This window comes from Spiroplasma endosymbiont of Dactylopius coccus, assembly GCF_977110965.1.
Map to the genome: position 1 here is coordinate 708,596 of NZ_OZ373019.1, position 16,189 is coordinate 724,784.

At 24.4% G+C, this 16,189-nt stretch carries 20 protein-coding genes; 7 read left to right on the forward strand and 13 right to left on the reverse strand.

What is annotated here, in order from left to right; all coding sequences use genetic code 4:
* Positions 1-48 precede the first annotated feature (48 nt).
* Positions 49-285, forward strand: a complete 237-nt coding sequence (locus ACXUB0_RS04415) for a hypothetical protein (RefSeq protein ID WP_286640752.1) — start codon at positions 49-51, stop codon at positions 283-285.
* 62 nt (positions 286-347) lie between these two features.
* On the opposite strand, the gene ACXUB0_RS04420 is transcribed toward ACXUB0_RS04415, so the two are convergent.
* Complete coding sequence (locus ACXUB0_RS04420; RefSeq protein ID WP_338959788.1) at positions 348-1,040, reverse strand: superoxide dismutase; 693 nt, start codon at positions 1,038-1,040, stop codon at positions 348-350.
* A gap of 184 nt (positions 1,041-1,224) precedes the next feature.
* Here ACXUB0_RS04420 and ACXUB0_RS04425 point away from each other — a divergent pair, with 184 nt between their 5' ends.
* The 5 genes from ACXUB0_RS04425 to ACXUB0_RS04445 all read left to right on the forward strand — a co-directional run bounded on the left by ACXUB0_RS04425 (position 1,225) and on the right by ACXUB0_RS04445 (position 7,038).
* Positions 1,225-2,301 (forward strand): CPBP family intramembrane glutamic endopeptidase, encoded by a 1,077-nt coding sequence (locus ACXUB0_RS04425; RefSeq protein ID WP_174480467.1) that lies wholly within the window; start codon positions 1,225-1,227, stop codon positions 2,299-2,301.
* 11 nt (positions 2,302-2,312) lie between these two features.
* Positions 2,313-3,242, forward strand: a complete 930-nt coding sequence (locus tag ACXUB0_RS04430; RefSeq protein ID WP_252319191.1) for an RluA family pseudouridine synthase — start codon at positions 2,313-2,315, stop codon at positions 3,240-3,242.
* Between the two features lie 156 nt (positions 3,243-3,398).
* On the forward strand, positions 3,399-5,312 hold the full coding sequence (locus ACXUB0_RS04435) for a hypothetical protein (RefSeq protein WP_458257888.1): 1,914 nt from the start codon (positions 3,399-3,401) through the stop codon (positions 5,310-5,312).
* Positions 5,313-5,333: 21 nt separating this feature from the next.
* Positions 5,334-6,071 (forward strand): Abi family protein, encoded by a 738-nt coding sequence (locus ACXUB0_RS04440; protein WP_458257889.1) that lies wholly within the window; start codon positions 5,334-5,336, stop codon positions 6,069-6,071.
* A gap of 301 nt (positions 6,072-6,372) precedes the next feature.
* A complete protein-coding gene (locus ACXUB0_RS04445) occupies positions 6,373-7,038 on the forward strand; it encodes a hypothetical protein (RefSeq protein ID WP_458257890.1) in 666 nt (221 codons plus the stop codon).
* A gap of 723 nt (positions 7,039-7,761) precedes the next feature.
* On the opposite strand, the gene ACXUB0_RS04450 is transcribed toward ACXUB0_RS04445, so the two are convergent.
* From ACXUB0_RS04450 to ACXUB0_RS04500, 11 genes are all read right to left on the reverse strand, one after another.
* On the reverse strand, positions 7,762-8,685 hold the full coding sequence (locus ACXUB0_RS04450; protein ID WP_458257601.1) for a hypothetical protein: 924 nt from the start codon (positions 8,683-8,685) through the stop codon (positions 7,762-7,764).
* Between the two features lie 11 nt (positions 8,686-8,696).
* Positions 8,697-9,755, reverse strand: coding sequence for a hypothetical protein (locus ACXUB0_RS04455; RefSeq protein WP_458257600.1), 1,059 nt, complete (start codon positions 9,753-9,755; stop codon positions 8,697-8,699).
* Positions 9,756-9,757: 2 nt separating this feature from the next.
* Positions 9,758-9,949 (reverse strand): hypothetical protein, encoded by a 192-nt coding sequence (locus tag ACXUB0_RS04460; RefSeq protein WP_458257599.1) that lies wholly within the window; start codon positions 9,947-9,949, stop codon positions 9,758-9,760.
* A 215-nt stretch (positions 9,950-10,164) separates the two neighbouring features.
* A complete protein-coding gene (locus ACXUB0_RS04465; protein ID WP_458257598.1) occupies positions 10,165-10,557 on the reverse strand; it encodes a hypothetical protein in 393 nt (130 codons plus the stop codon).
* 11 nt (positions 10,558-10,568) lie between these two features.
* The gene (locus ACXUB0_RS04470; protein WP_174480864.1) at positions 10,569-10,823 is read right to left on the reverse strand and encodes a hypothetical protein; all 255 of its coding nucleotides are present in this window, start codon (positions 10,821-10,823) and stop codon (positions 10,569-10,571) included.
* A gap of 22 nt (positions 10,824-10,845) precedes the next feature.
* A complete protein-coding gene (locus tag ACXUB0_RS04475) occupies positions 10,846-11,052 on the reverse strand; it encodes a hypothetical protein (RefSeq protein WP_174480363.1) in 207 nt (68 codons plus the stop codon).
* Position 11,053: 1 nt separating this feature from the next.
* Positions 11,054-11,287, reverse strand: a complete 234-nt coding sequence (locus ACXUB0_RS04480; RefSeq protein ID WP_458257597.1) for a hypothetical protein — start codon at positions 11,285-11,287, stop codon at positions 11,054-11,056.
* A gap of 1 nt (position 11,288) precedes the next feature.
* The gene (locus ACXUB0_RS04485; protein ID WP_458257891.1) at positions 11,289-12,146 is read right to left on the reverse strand and encodes a hypothetical protein; all 858 of its coding nucleotides are present in this window, start codon (positions 12,144-12,146) and stop codon (positions 11,289-11,291) included.
* 336 nt (positions 12,147-12,482) lie between these two features.
* Complete coding sequence (locus ACXUB0_RS04490) at positions 12,483-12,686, reverse strand: hypothetical protein (RefSeq protein ID WP_458257735.1); 204 nt, start codon at positions 12,684-12,686, stop codon at positions 12,483-12,485.
* A 60-nt stretch (positions 12,687-12,746) separates the two neighbouring features.
* Positions 12,747-13,022, reverse strand: coding sequence for a hypothetical protein (locus ACXUB0_RS04495; RefSeq protein ID WP_458257892.1), 276 nt, complete (start codon positions 13,020-13,022; stop codon positions 12,747-12,749).
* Between the two features lie 230 nt (positions 13,023-13,252).
* Entirely contained in the window at positions 13,253-14,200 is a 948-nt protein-coding gene (locus tag ACXUB0_RS04500) for a rolling circle replication-associated protein (protein ID WP_458257893.1), read from the reverse strand.
* Positions 14,201-14,427: 227 nt separating this feature from the next.
* On the opposite strand from ACXUB0_RS04500, the gene ACXUB0_RS04505 reads away from it, so the two are divergent.
* On the forward strand, positions 14,428-14,589 hold the full coding sequence (locus ACXUB0_RS04505; protein ID WP_458257894.1) for a hypothetical protein: 162 nt from the start codon (positions 14,428-14,430) through the stop codon (positions 14,587-14,589).
* A 300-nt stretch (positions 14,590-14,889) separates the two neighbouring features.
* Here the strand turns inward: ACXUB0_RS04505 and ACXUB0_RS04510 are convergent, their stop codons facing one another.
* The gene (locus ACXUB0_RS04510) at positions 14,890-16,011 is read right to left on the reverse strand and encodes an Mbov_0401 family ICE element transposase-like protein (protein ID WP_458257895.1); all 1,122 of its coding nucleotides are present in this window, start codon (positions 16,009-16,011) and stop codon (positions 14,890-14,892) included.
* Positions 16,012-16,189: the final 178 nt, after the last annotated feature.

Genomic DNA, 16,189 nt, shown 5'->3' on the forward strand with positions numbered 1-16,189 from the left:
TAAAACTAAAAATAATTACTTTAATTTTATATGAGTTAGGAGTAAGTTATGAAAGATACATATGCATCTGTTCGTTTAGCACAAAAGCCAGAAAATGCTTTTGCTTGTCATCGTTGTGGTAGGGTTATTTTAATTGCCGAATTTTTAGAAGCAAAAAATATTCAATTGAATTGTAATCGATGTGGTTTTAAAAAACATGTTGAAAAAATCAAAATAGAAAAAAAAGCAGAAATTAAAAAAACTAGAATTGCTGCTATTTCTTCCAAAAATTCTTCTAAAAAATAACTTAGCTTAGATTAATATTAATAATATTATAAAAAAAAGAACTCAACTGAGTTCTTTTTTACTTATTTTTTAGTTTTTTCATTTAAATACTCTTGATAATTGTTATTTACTTGTTCTCAATTGATAACTTTTAATAATGCTTGTAAGTATTTCTCTTGTTCGTTTTTATATTGTAGATAATGTGCATGTTCTCATACATCAATAGCGATCAATGGATACATATTCAAGAATCATGGATTGTCTTGATTAAAAGTTTTGTATAGTCTTAATGTACCATTATTGTCAATTACTAATCATGCTCAACCACTTCCAAAAATATCTATGGCAGTTTTTGTTAAAGCAGCTTCAAATTTTTCATAAGATTCAAAGCGATTAATTATTGCTTTACCAATAGCTGATTTTTCATTAAAACCTTTATTTTTCCCCAATAGTGAAAAGAAAAGATTATGATTAATTACTCCCCCACCAAATTGTCGAATGCTACTTTGTAATTTTTTTACATTACAAGTTTCTTTATCCTCACATATATCTTCTAATTTACAATAATTACTTAATAAACGATTTAGTTCCCCTTTAGTTTCAAGATTATAATCAGAAAAAACTTTCGGATGTTTATCCATCACTAATTTTAAAGAAGTTAAATATTTCTTATGAAGTTCTTCATAATGATGTTTCATTGTTTCTTGTGAAATATAAGGTTCTAAAGCATCATAATTATATGGTAAATCGATAATATTAATCTTGTATTTAGGCATTCTTTTCTATCCTCCTTTTCTTTTTAAACTCTTCACATATAAATATTGCATTACATTATAATAAATTAATGTAAAATTACAGTTTATTATATTACAAGATTTCTCACTATATGTTATACTAAAATTTAATATTAAATACTAATTTTACTAACAAAGGGTGAAAGTTTTCGTGCAGTACTTATACATGTTTAATAAAAAATCTAATCAAATTAATGTTTCTCACAACAATGATATCATACGTAGAATTAATGTAAACCAAACTGATAACATTAATAGTAATAATTTAGAAAAAAATGAACAAAAACAGTCATTTATTGATAAATTTACTTCAAAATCACTTAGTTGTGATGACACCAATAACTTTAATTTCAAAACAGCCAGTTGAACTCTAACAATAATTTATCTTATATCTTTTATTATAATTCCAATTCTTTATAGTTTAATCAAAACTTATGCTGTAAAAGATACTAGTCAAAGTTCATTTCTTAGTCTTTTTATTTTTAGTTTATTGCCAATTTTTGGGTTAGTTGTTTCACTTGGTATTGATTGAGAAACTATGATTAAAAAAGGTGGGTGGGCTGCTTATAGTCATAGTGTATTTGGTTTTATTAGTGTAGTATTTGTTCTTTTATTTTTTATTGCAACAAAAGTTATTAGTGGTAAAGATGATGATGTAACTTCGCTTGCTACTACATTTTTAATTCAACAATTATTTCAATTGTTAGGATCAATTTTAGTATTAATATTTTGTAGATCATTACGTGAGAGAATTATTACTACTTTAAAAGAAGCAAAATTAGATTTAATAACTTGAGTTACCATTTTTGCTGTTATTGGTACTATTTTAAATATTATTTTCAACATAATTCCTAAATTTAGTGAATTTAATATGTTAACAAGTAATAATACTTCAAAAAATCAAGATGTTTTAAACTTATTAATGAATAGTCCATATGGCATTTTTGTTTTAGTTCTTAGTACTATTTTTATTGCTCCAATTAATGAAGAAATATCATATCGTCATGGTACTTTTACCATTGTTCGTTATCGTTGGTTAGCATATGCTGCTTCATTAATTTATTTCCCATCAATGCATGTTATGGATAGTGGTGATTGAAATAATATTATTGGTTATTTAGGATTTAGTATTATATTACCCTTATTATTTATAATGACACGCGGTAATACTACATATACTATTGGTTTACATGCTTTTTCTAATCTAATTGCAACTATTTCTGGTTTTATTAATAAAAATTAAAAGGAGAAATTATGACTACCCTAACAATTACTGCCAATGATGCTGATCAAACTTTAATTAATTATTTAAAAAAAGTATTTAAAACACTACCACTGTCAAAAATTTATCGTTTATTTAGAACAAAAAAAATCAGAGTTAATAATAAAACTACTACTGATTTTAAATATCGCTTACAAGAAAATGATTTAGTAGTCATTTATGAAAGTAATTTAGTTGTTAACTATAAACCAGAAAAAATTACTAAAGAAGCACCAATTGAATTGTTTTATGAAGATGATAATTTTTTAATTGTTAATAAAGATCATAATATTGTTGTCCATCAACCATATGGTTCTTGCTTAGATAACATGGTAAAATATTATTTACAACAAAAATACCCGAAGAAGAAACGTGAGCAAACATTTAATATTAGTCATCAGTATCGTTTAGATAAACTAACTAAGGGTTTAATTATTTATCCGAAAAATAAAATGACACAAAATGCATTTCATAATGCTACCAAAAATGGTCAAATTATTAAAAAATATTTGGCTATTTGTTCTGGCCAATTAACTAAAAATTTAAATATTTCTGGTTATATTACTCATGATGAGTTAACAATGAAAATGAAATTTTCAATTGAACCAAGTGAACAAAGTAAAAGTTGTAGCACCATCTTTACACCAATATTTAATACTAAAGACTTTACTTTAGTTGAGTGTCAATTAGTTACTGGTAGAAAACATCAAATTCGTAGTACTTTACAATTTTTAAATTTACCAATTGTTGGTGACACTAAGTATGGGTCAACAATAGTTACTCCTAATAAAATTGCATTATTTGCTTATTATTTATCATTTAATGATTTAGAAGAACCATTTACTTATTTGAATGATCAAAATTTTATAATAAAAGATTTAAAAACAGATTTAATTAAACAGATTAAAAAAGAAAAATGATAAAATTAATCTATACTAATATATAGAATACATTTTTATTTTTTTGCTATTTTTTTTATTTTTAATAGTGATTAATAATATTGAACTTTTAATTTTGGGTTGTTAACATATTTAAGTAAAAAACAAAATTAGTTTTATTTATATAGATTGGGTGAAGTAATGACAACTAAAAAAGGTATTTTTAATACAATTGTTGGTGTTATCGTGACAATTGTTATCTCTATTTTACAGTTAACTTTTCTTTATGTTACTGGTTTAGCATACGGTGAAAAAATTAATGGTTTAATTCGTGTTATTATTTCTTTTTTGACTTACCTTAGTTTGACAGAAGGAGGACTTGGTTTAATTACCATTTTTTCTTTATATCGTCCTTTACAAAATGATGATTATGAAACCGTCAACGATATTATTAATACGACAAGAAAAAATTATCATCATTCAGGAAGAATATATTTAATTATTCTTGTCAGTGCTGGTTTTATTTTAGGATTAGCTAGTGTTCATTTACCAGAAATTGGTTTAGATATGGAAATTCCTTTTTGACAAGTAGCACTTATTATTATTTCTTTAGGATCACGTGAATTAATCTTTTTTTATTTTAGTGGTGCTTATCAAAATTTAATTCAAGCTGATCAAAAAGGTTATTTAAATCGTTTAATTTTTATTTTTTCAGAGATTATTATGTATATTTTACTAATGACGTTATTAGTTATTAGAAAATCTGATGGTAAACCAATAGATATGTATATTCCTTTTTTTGCTTATTTTGTTTGTGGTGTATTAAAAGCATTTGTTACTTTTATCGTTATTAAAATTGAATATCCATGATTACAACATAAAAAATGAACACAACAAAAAAGGATGCTAAAACAATCATGATGAGTAGCCCTGAATCGTTTACCTGACATGATTATTTCTAACATTGATATTATTTTAATTACTTTATTTTTATCACTGACAACAACATCAATTTACACTATTTATATTATTATTGCCACAACAATGCGCTCAATTGCTTTAATTTTAATTAGTTCTTTTCGCGAATTTTTTGGATATTGAATTGCCAAAAGTGGACGAATTAGATGAACTGTGTATACTAAATTTGAGTTATATGCTTATATGATTGCTGGTTTTTTATTTATTAATCAATTTATTATTACTCAATATTTAGTGTCTGCTTTAAGTATTACAAATATTAATAATTTTGATGGTAATTTTGATTCTTCAAAAAATCTTTTTATTAATTTATTTTTGTCACAACCATGATTTATTTTACTTTTATCTTTAAAAAATACAATTCAAGTGGCAACCGAACCAGGAAAAGTTATTGTAAATGCTACTGTAAAACACAAAGAAACAATTTGAGGTTCATATATTCAATCAATAATAAATCTTGTTTTAGGTGTTATTTTGGGTTGAATACTATCAAATTTAGGTTGAAAACATCAAAGTTATCAATATTTATCATTAAGTTTATATATGATTCTTTTATCAAGTTGTATTGGTTGGGTTTATCGTTTAATTTCAATCTGAGTTTATGTTTGAAAACATTTGACGTATAATAGTGATTTACGTTTTATTATTCAAAATACTTTAGTTTTAATTATTCCAATTTTAGCAGTAACATTATTTGGATGCCTTTATTTCTTTGACAAATATCCACCAACATATAATTTCACAGATTATAGTTTTGTATTACGAGTTATCGGTTATTCATTATTGTATTCATCAATTTTAATTTTTGGTTTAGCAATGACTATTAATTTTCGTCAGTTTTGATCAATTTTTAATTTTAAGAAATTCTTTACTAATTTATTTTCACGTAAACGTAAGCAAAAAGCATTTATGAATCAAGAAGTACAAGAATTTTTTAAAGATAGTAATAAACTCAAAAATAACTTTACTAATAAAACATTTGATTGAACTGCTACTTATCAAAGTACCAATATGAACGTTGATGACTTTATTGAACAAGAGTTGTTACGAAGAAAAAAAGAAGTAGATATTAAAAGTGAAACAAAAGAATCTGAAAATTCTTCTATTCGTGTTGGTATTTATAAAATTAGAGGTTAGTTTATTTAAGGAGTGAATTACATGTTATTAAATAAAGAATGATTTGCAGAAAATATTGTTGAAGAAAAATATTTAGAATTATTAAAGCGTAATTATCCTCAACATCAACTTAAAGATTTATTATTATTAAACATTGATTTACGTTTATTGTATTTAAAACATATTTTAATGATTGAAAATTCTTTAAAAAATGCTTTATTACATCAACTTTTTAATGATAATGTTCAAAATTTAGATAATGCTACTTTTCTTAATCCAGAACACCTAGCTCAAATGAAAACAGCTTTACGTTTGATTCGTGCTGGTTATAATAAATATAATAGAAGTGGTGTTTTAAAATCACGAACAATACGAAGTTTAATAGAAGTTATGTCATTTGAATGAACAATGAAATTATTACAAACTTTAAATGATAAAAGTATCGCTAAGATTGCTCATTATTTTGGTATCAAAGAATTTAATGATAGTAAAATTTTATTAGAACAGTTAGAGTATATTAAAGATGTTCGTAATTATTTATCACATAATTTTAAAGTATTAGCAATTCAATTTAAGTATAAAGAACGGTTCGCTTATTATGAACAAACTTTAAATGCCAATAATGATCATCATTATTTGCACTTATTAATTACTCGTTTTTCTAGTAAAAACCAATTACTAGTGCCATTTAATGTTGATTATGAAAATTTATTTGATAGTTATGATGTTAAAATTCATGATTGTGTTAAGGAAGATAATCAAAGTATAATCCATACTTAGTATAGAAAAATTATTAAATTTTAGTAGATTTAATTTAATAATAGTTTTGATTTAATAGAACCAGATTTAAAAACAATCGATTCTACTGGTAAAAAGGTTTTAAAAGTTGGTGATGTATTTTATGGGAATATATTATCAGACCAATTAGGTATTACTTATAGTGCAACTCCTGCAAATAATGCTTTTATTCAAGAACAAGCAATTAAAAATGTAATTATTAATATTCCAAATGAAAAAAAGAATTTTGATTTTATTAATAATATAAATTAGTAACATTGTTACTAATTTATATAAGTTATATATGATTCCAGAAATTAATAAAGTTATAAATATTAATAAATCAATTAAAGTTGATAGACAATGATATATTCTTGAAGTTGCAAGTAAAACTTATAATAATGAAAATAAAGAACTTGCTTATATTCAATGTACTTTTAGTAGTTTAAATGATAAATTAGCCACAAGTGGTTTAGCAATTAATCAATATGTGCAATTAGGTGCTGTTGGTGAACCAGTTGCAATACCTGCACTTGATTTAAGTAACAATATTATATTAGACCAAGATTACTTACTACCAAGACCAGTTACACATGCACAAATAACTTTTTATGGAACAGTTGGGAAAATAGGAATTGGATTATGGGGTAGAAATATTAATAAAAATGATAATAAGGAAATTACTATGAATCCAACACATTTAATTTTTCCTTTAAATTATCAAGCATCTACATATGAACCAGTTAGTTTTAGTGCTTTACCAGAAACAAATTATGTTTTAACCGTAGGAGCAAAATCAACGGTTGATACTTATCAACAATGACAAGAAGTAATAGCACCAATGTATGATGATGGTGCAAAAAAGACTTTTGAAGGTCATATATTAACTGATATTGAAAAAACAACAGCAACTAACAAAATTGATACTGAAACTGGTAAATATATTCCTTATTGAGATAGTAATTTTTAAATGGAGCAAATTTAGAAACTGATAAATTTTATACTATTGGTAATCCTTATTTTGTATATTTTAATAAAAATAATAAAAAATTAAGAGGTCAAGTTAATGGTTATATTATCAATAATTTAAAATTTAAAAATTTAAGAAATTTAAACGCTTTAATGTATTTCATTTATAATTCTATGAATGAAATACCCTTATCAATAAGAGAAACAGTTAAAATTCAATTAAATACTATACCAGTATTTGGTAGTTTCTTTAATGGATTTACTGGCGGAATGAATGTAATTGTTAATTAGATTAATGGGGTATTTACTGAGCCATAATAAGGCTATTCAAATTAATCTATAATTACATTAAGCGATACAGTGTAACATTTTAACTTGCTTAACATTAAATCCTCTTTTATTCTGATATAGAAGTATTTACATTTCGTACTCACTATTAGACTTCTACGACAGTTTTATTAAGTTTTAATCTTTTAACAAAAAAGAACGGTAGTTATATCGTTCTTTGTTATTTTCTGAAGTTATTAGTTAAATTGGGAGATTGTCAAAAATCCGGAATAAATTAAATCGTTGTAGTCTTATTATATTTTAGACAAGAAATAATTTGGATTTTTATCAAGTATATAGGGGCTTTGCCCCTAGTTGCTTCGCAACTCACCCCAGTGGCGTAAACGCCACGGCCAACCAACCAAGGTTCTGGTTGGCTCCGACCAATAATATAGGTTTACTCTATTTTAACATCTTTCTTATTTTTCTTAGAATATTTATTTCTATAATAACAAGTACGGCATACAGTATTTTCAGTTTCTTTCTTTTCAGTTTGTAATATATTATCCAACTTATCTAATCCTACTGCTCTAATATCATCAACAGTAAAATCTAATGCTTGTGATTGTTCATAGTCTTTAACAATACTTAATTCACTCTTTAACGAATGAATATAATTTAAAGCACGACTATTATATCTTTGTAAATAAGACCTAGGAAATCATAAACTAAAAGTCATAGTTTCACCACTATAACTAGGTGGTAATCCACCACGTTTAATTATTCGCTTTGTTTGTCTTTTAGATAATACAACTTTATTATAATCATCAACATTAGTATAAATATTTAGTTTAAACTTAACTAAAAATAACAAAATACGCATTCTTTTAACTTGAACAATATATTCCACTTTTTCACGTGCTTGCTTTGGTATTCTATCGGGGTGTTGCTCAATCATATACATAATTCCATTAAAATTATGACCTATTAACTTACAAAACATTCCTAAACTTTCTTGTGTTTCTTTAAATTCGGGTGATAAATCATTACTATTAATTTTCAAACCTAACTCATCTAAAACAACCATATCACACTCTTTAAAAGCATAATTACTATTTAATTGATTAAATTTAAAAACATCATCATAAGAACAACGATAACTATATTCATTACGAACTTTAATAGGAATAGGACTTACTACTCTACCTTTATGTTTTTGTGCTAAACAACAAGCAAGAGCGGATTTACCAGTACGTGGTGGTGCTGAAATAATATAACTACCTACACGTTGTAATATCTTTATATTTTTTCTAGTTATTAAAAATGGATAAAGTATTATTAATAATATAACTCCTAAAAGTAAATAACCATATCAAGGCATTATTTCAACTCCTAACCAACTAAAAATCCTACTGCTTTTAAAAACACTCATAAAGTTAAAACTTGCTCTAAACCACTAGTAAAATCAACATTTAAAACAGAACTAATAGTATCATCAAAAATACGTCTTAATAATCCGTCAAGTTTAGTAAAAAATTCTCTTAAAGGTTCAACTGGTAAAACTTTACCAACAACTCCATAAAGTACTCATCTAAAAGCATTACGTAAATGACCAAAAACATCATATCAACTTGGTCTTTCATATTCAGGATTAAAAGGACTATTTGGTGGCACTGGAGTTATATTTTCACTTGAAAAAATATTAACTTGACCAAAAAAAACATCTGGTGAAAAAGTTGGTCTAATTGATTGACCATGAATATCAAAAAATACTGTTAAATGTCTTAAATTTGGAACACGAATAGGCATAGTAACAAAATTATATAAATCTTGCTGATAAATATCATTATCAACTTTACCTTTAAAAACATATTTTGTATCACCAACATTATCTAAAAAACTAAAAGTAAAATGAGCAGAGAAAGTTTTAAAATCATGATAAGAAAAATAAAACATAAAACCTTGAATATAAAAACTTAAAGGTTTATCAATTTCAAAATTTAACTGTGTTTGAAAATTTATAATACTTTTACCAGTATTAAGAAAACCTAAATAATTAACATTATCATTTGAAACATAATTATGATTAAACATAATACGTGAAAAGTCATCTAATTGTTTTCTATTAAAAGTATAAACACCAGTTCCCATCCTTACCACTTGTGGTAAAACACCAACTGTATCACTAAAATAACGACATGTATAAATACCCTCACCATTTCCAATAAATTCACCACTTACTAATTTTAAATCTGGTTGGTCAATGTCAAAATAAGCAGAATTTCATGGTATTGTTGCTCAATCATCAAAATTATGATATTTAACATGTTTAACCATTTCTTTTGTAATATCATAATTAACAACATTAGGGTCATTTGAAGCAATTAAACTAGTTGGTGCTTGAACAGAAGTATTTACAACAAAAAATAATTTAGCAAACTTAAATCACATAATTATTTACCAAATAAACATTTTAAAATTCACCATGAACCATAAAACAAAATAAATCCAATAAAAAACTGTGTACCATAAACTACTAAATTTCATAAAATAGTAGTAAATTGGTCAACTGGACTACCTATAAACATAGTTCAATAATCAACTATACATTGATGTATTTTATTGTAAATTTCTAAAACACTCATAATTAACACCTACCCAAACAATGACCTAAAAACAAATTTAATACTACGATAAATAAAATTAAAAAATACACCTAATACCAACCAAAAAGTCAAATTAAACAAAATATAAACTTCATCAGTAATATTTGGTTGATTTAAAAATATTTGAATATCTTTACTAGAAAATATAAAAATAAAATGCAATATACTAAAAACAAAATTAGACATAATAACACCTACTTAATATACTTAGGATTATAATAATGTTGTTCATATCCACTAGTACGAGCAACAGCAGTACCTTTTTGTTTATAAGAATAAGTACCACCTTTATAACGTTGAACTGGTTTTACACCAGATTCTCCATTACGATAAGCATTTGCAATATCTTTACCAGCACCACCACCAATAGCAACAGCAGATTTACCAATAAATTTAACACCATAACCTAAACCTAATGTTGGTAACATTAATTCGGGTAAAATAACCCTAAATGCAAATCTAAGCAAAATCAAAAATATCATTAACGTACCTAAATTAAAACCTAAATCACCAAGTGGAAAACTAAAAAACTTCATAAAAATTGAAGCAAATAATTGCATAACAGTTGTAATAAAAGGTATAAACATAATTTCACATCCTAATGTCTTGTAAATCTAAATAATCCTAAAATTAAATAAAATACAAAACTAACATTTATTAAAGCAAGAATAGGCAAAGGTAAAGTGTATAAACTATCATAAAAGAACGACTTAATAAAAAGTGTCACAGTATGTAATCCAGCAAAAGAACTTAAATACTGCATATAAATAGTTTGCACCAAAGTATTAACAACTGGTAAAAGTCTACCCAATAAAGGTAAAACAAAAACCAAACTAAAAAATAACTTTACCATTTGCTTACTTCCTTTCTAATTACTAATGTGTTCCATGGATAATATGACCAACAAACTGCTTAATAAATACAAGAACCATAAATACAATTGAAATTAACACTGGTCAATTTGTAAGTGTTCCACCATCGCCAGTAGTAAATACTCAACCAAAAATATAAGTAAAAGCATTTAATAATTGTTGGCCAACACCACCAATCATATTTAATAATGCTGATAATCCAGCAGGCATATTAATCACCCCCTTTCTCTAATTCTTTTTGTTGTTTTTCCATTTCTAATTTACGTTTCTTCTTTTCAAAATCTTTACGACAAAAAATACAATCTGGGTCATTTTCTTTTTCCTTTACATGTTTTTTATGTTTGAATTTCTGTATACACTCATGTATTCAATTACGACAAAATCAAAGTATAAGGCAAAACCCACCAATATATAAAGCATATTTAACAATCTCCTTAAAATCCATTTTAAACACCACCTAACGTATAAGCATAAGAATAATCCCAATTTAAACTTGCTCTATCTAAATTAATCTCCAACATATTATCATCATTTAAATCAACATCAACCATACCGTCATCTGTACTTTGATAATCATTAACACTAGCATTAATTAATCTTGCTCTTTCATCAGTAAATACTTCTTGTAATTCTGTATTATTATGTGTATTTCCTAACGGTAACAATAAAGTATTTATAATCTCACTTGCTCCGGCAATAATCGTAGGAATAGCAAAATAATTATTAAAATTATTATTAATTCCCATAGCAACCCCACTACTAATCAAACAACCACCAGTTCCCATATTCGCTATTTTACGTATAGTTTCAAATCTATTAGGTATTAATTCAGTTAAACCACTAATAACATTCGCTATACCAAAACTATTTAAAGATATATAAGTATCTCAATCTACAAAAGGTTTATTAACTATTGGACTAGGTGTTGGTATTGGGGTAGGAATTGGTGGTGGTGTAGGACAAGGTGGTCAAAAACATGGTTCATCTCTTAATAAAAAAACCGACTTATCTACATAATTAACAAACTTAGCATAATTAATTAAACCAATTGTTCCTAATCCTAATAAGATTTTTTTAAAACTATTAATTACTTTAGTTTTAGTATTTGGTCTTTGATTAATATTCCATATATCAATTGCCAACTTCTTACTAAATAACAAAGAATTAATAGAACCTAAAATTGGGTCTTTCAAATATTGACCATAATAAGCACTAACTCCAACCATAGCACTTAATGGACTTAATCCAGTTCTTAAAATTTTAGTTAAAGTATAATTACTAGTTTGTTCTAACTCATTAGGCATGTTTACTGTCTCCTCTATTTTTCACTTAATCTTTTTAAAATCTCTTGCAAATGCTTATCTTCCTTAGCATCTCTAAACGCTTTATCAATTAACATATAGTCATATTTAAACTGTTTCCTTTTTTCCATAAATAAAACTCCTTACTTTTATTAATAATAAGGAGCATATTTATACTAATTAGAGTAAGGGGCAAAAATACACTAAAAAGTATATATATGCCCCTTATTTAGTTTTTATTTTTTTCTTTTATTTTCTTTTCTTATTCGTTCCATTTCATTAGCAACTCTGTAACACATTTCACAACCATATACTCTTTCATAAGTTCAATCACTACACTTATGTCTCATAATTTAACTTACTTTCTTGTTGTCTCATTGCTTTATTTAAAGCAATATCTAATATACAATTTGGACAATAATAATTTTTAGTATATAAGTTTTGTAAAACTCTTTTGGGACAAATAACTTGGTCACAAAGTTTACACATATAAATTGCTAAATGAAATGCTTGTTCACATGAACAATTATCATTTTTAGCCATAATTTAAAATTAACTCCTAACATATTAATAATTATTTAAAATTACCCTTTTAATAAATAACTATTTTCAATTAGAAAGTCTTTTAATATTACCGCTTAAATCAAGTTCAAGTGAATAAAAATTACCAACTTTTAAATCAACAGTAGATAAACAATTATTAAAATCACTAGCAAATTCTGGATTATATCATTTATCACGTGTTTGACCAGTTGGTACACTCGTTTGTTTGTTTATTTCTACAAATTTCAAAACATCAAACTTCAATGTTTGACCTTTATTATTTTTATCGGGAATAATACGCCCTTTTTCAATATTAACTAATTGAACTTTAAACATAAAAAAACTTAACCTCCAGACAAACGGCTATAAAAAGCCAGATTAAGATGTGGGTAAACCATCTTATTTATAAATATACATACATTTTTATAAAATTCAAGCAAAAACAAAAAAAATGCCAAAACAAAATAAAGTCTTGTCTGGTAACTTTAAATTATTTTGACATTAATCATTATATATATATATATATATATATACAAGTAAAATTATAGAAAAACTATCTTTTTTTTCTAATGTAAAACTCTTTTTTTAAAATCTATTTTTTCAACTTTATTACCAAAAACTTTCTCTACTCAAGTCAAAACATCTTTATCTCTTTGAATTAAATAACCAATTTCACTGGTTCGTAAATAATGCTTATACGATAAAGCACTTAAATATACATATCTTTCGTAATCTTCATATTCTTTAAAATAATCATTTACAACAGTACTTTCAATAATACCACCAATCATAACAGTATCACCATTAGTATCTCTTTGTGATTTAAAATAAAATACATTTGTTGCATTAAAACTTGCTTTAATTATATCTCCAATTGTTAATTTCTTAATACCACGAACTACAATAGGATTTTTACAATTACGACTAAAAGCATAAGCCTTTACACCTATATCTGCTTGATTTATAGATTTAACATCATCTAATGCTTTTGTAACATATTTGCCCAAATATTTAATCACAAATTCATTTGTACCTCTTTTAACTACTTTCAAATCATTAAAACCATAAGTTCATCATTCTGCCAACATACTTTTATGTATCTTTCTATTAAAAATAATATGAAAATGAATTGCTCCACGTTCTTGATATTCATAAACATAAAAATATTTTAATTCTCCCAAATGTTCAAAACGTTTAGGGTCATTTCATCATTTCTTTAATTTAATAAAAAATAAACCAATATCTTTTTTTGCTTTTTTAACATCTTGCATATTATCTTTATATGTTAAAGTAATAAAACTTAACATTTTACTATTATAAAAATTATGTAATGCCTTTTGAATTAAATTAGTTTTAGTACGAGAAGTATTATTTCTTAATTTTTGTTTATTACCAACATAACATTTACCTTTCTTATTTCCAATATTATTCAAAAAAGAAATAGGTAAAACTACATTTTTAACATAACAAGCATAAAAAATTTTTTTAACATAAAAATCTTGTTGAATATCCATATATAAAACTCCAGACAAACACTACTTTAAAGTAGCAAATTTTATATTTTAATAACAAACAAATCTTAACATAAAAAATTATGAAAACAAATAATAAAAGAAAAACGATACTTAATTAAATTGTACATTCATCTTACTATTTTTTAAAAGATAATACAACTAAAATACTTATAATTAAGTTTAGTAAGTGTTAAACTTATGAAGTAATATTTAAGGAGAATTTAAAGATGAAAATTAAAACACTGAAAAAATTACAGTTAATAACTGTATCACTATTTATTTTAACTATTTTAATTATAATTAATGGACTATTATTACTTGGTTTATTTCACGGAAAAGAAGTAGTAACTGTTAAAATAATTATTTATTTAAAAATACAAAACGTTTAATATATGAATATAATGGTTTTACTTTGTGAAGTAAATATAGTTGATATTACATATTAACCAATAATAATATTTCTTTTAAATATTTTGGAAATGAATATATTATTGATAATTATTATAGTTATCCTTTATTATGGTTAAAAATTGCAGTTATTTTTTCTACAATTGTAGTTCCGATTTTTGTCTCTATAATTTTGTCATTAACATTCTTAATTATTGGTTTAAAAAGAAAAATAAAAAATAATAATTTTTGAGATGCTATTGCAAATTGTGAAATAATAAGTAATTATTACATTCATTAAATTATGTTTCTAAATTTATTTTATTACATTTAAAAATAACCATTTTAATGTAAATACTAATATTATATGTTCTATTACCAAGCATTTCTTTTAAAACATGTCAAATATTAGTTTCAGTAAAGCAACCTATATTTCACTTTGCACCTTGATTTTCAATACCTTGTTTATTATTTTTAAAATACTGTTTTTTTAATTTTTTATGATTATCTAATTCTTTATATAAATAGTTAATTAATTCATCATATTGACCATTATTAATTAAATTTTTACAGTGATTATATTCTTTTAAATATTTTCCTTTATTTCCCGCCATTATTCCAAGATATAATGTTCTAATTAAATGAAATTTATTTAAAACAAACTGTGCACCTAAATAATCAGCAACTTCTTTAATTCATCCTGCACTATCACCACAAATAATAATTTTTGCTTGTTCAATATTTTCATAAAATTTTTGACAATGCTCTTTAACAAATTCAGCAGTCTTTTTAACTCCAATTACTGTTCTTGTTGGTCTTATAATTGCCTTTACTCTTTTATTTTGTACTTTGTGATTAATATTATCTGTATATGTTACTATTAATCGCATAGAGTGTTTTATACCTTTACGTTTAAAATTTCAAAATTTTCGATGACCATCATCAATTGCTACAAAAATAGGTTGATTTTTTTCTAATTTTACTTTTTCTGGATTTGCTTCAATTACTTCTAAATTTTTAAAAATTCTATGAACAGTACTAACACTAATACCTGCTTTTTTACAAATAGCACAAATATCATGATATCTTTTTCCATCAGCAAAATATTCAATAATAGTTTGTTCAACATCTTCACCAATTCTTTTATATTTAGGTAATTTTAGTCATTCATCAACTAAACAAACACGAACTCATTTTTGTAATTCTTCATTAAAATATTCATAAATTCTTCTTTTATAAGTTACCATTCCATATAATGTTTTTCTTGTTCGATATTGATAATCAACAATTTTATATTTCTTTTTATCTCTTGTTTTAAATATTCTTCAATCTCATTTTTCTAATTTATTTGTTATATGTTCTAAAACTAGTTTATCAATTTTGGCATATTGTTCTCTAAAATTTCATTTATAATTAAAATTCATATTATTCTCCTAACTATTTTTTAAAAATCTAAATTTATTGTAAATATTTTTAAAATATTAATTTACTTGTTTATTATATAAATATATAAGTGTAATTTAAAATTAAATAAAAATTATTTAAAAAACAACTTTCATATTTAACATATAATAAACAATTTCAATATAATTAATAGTATAG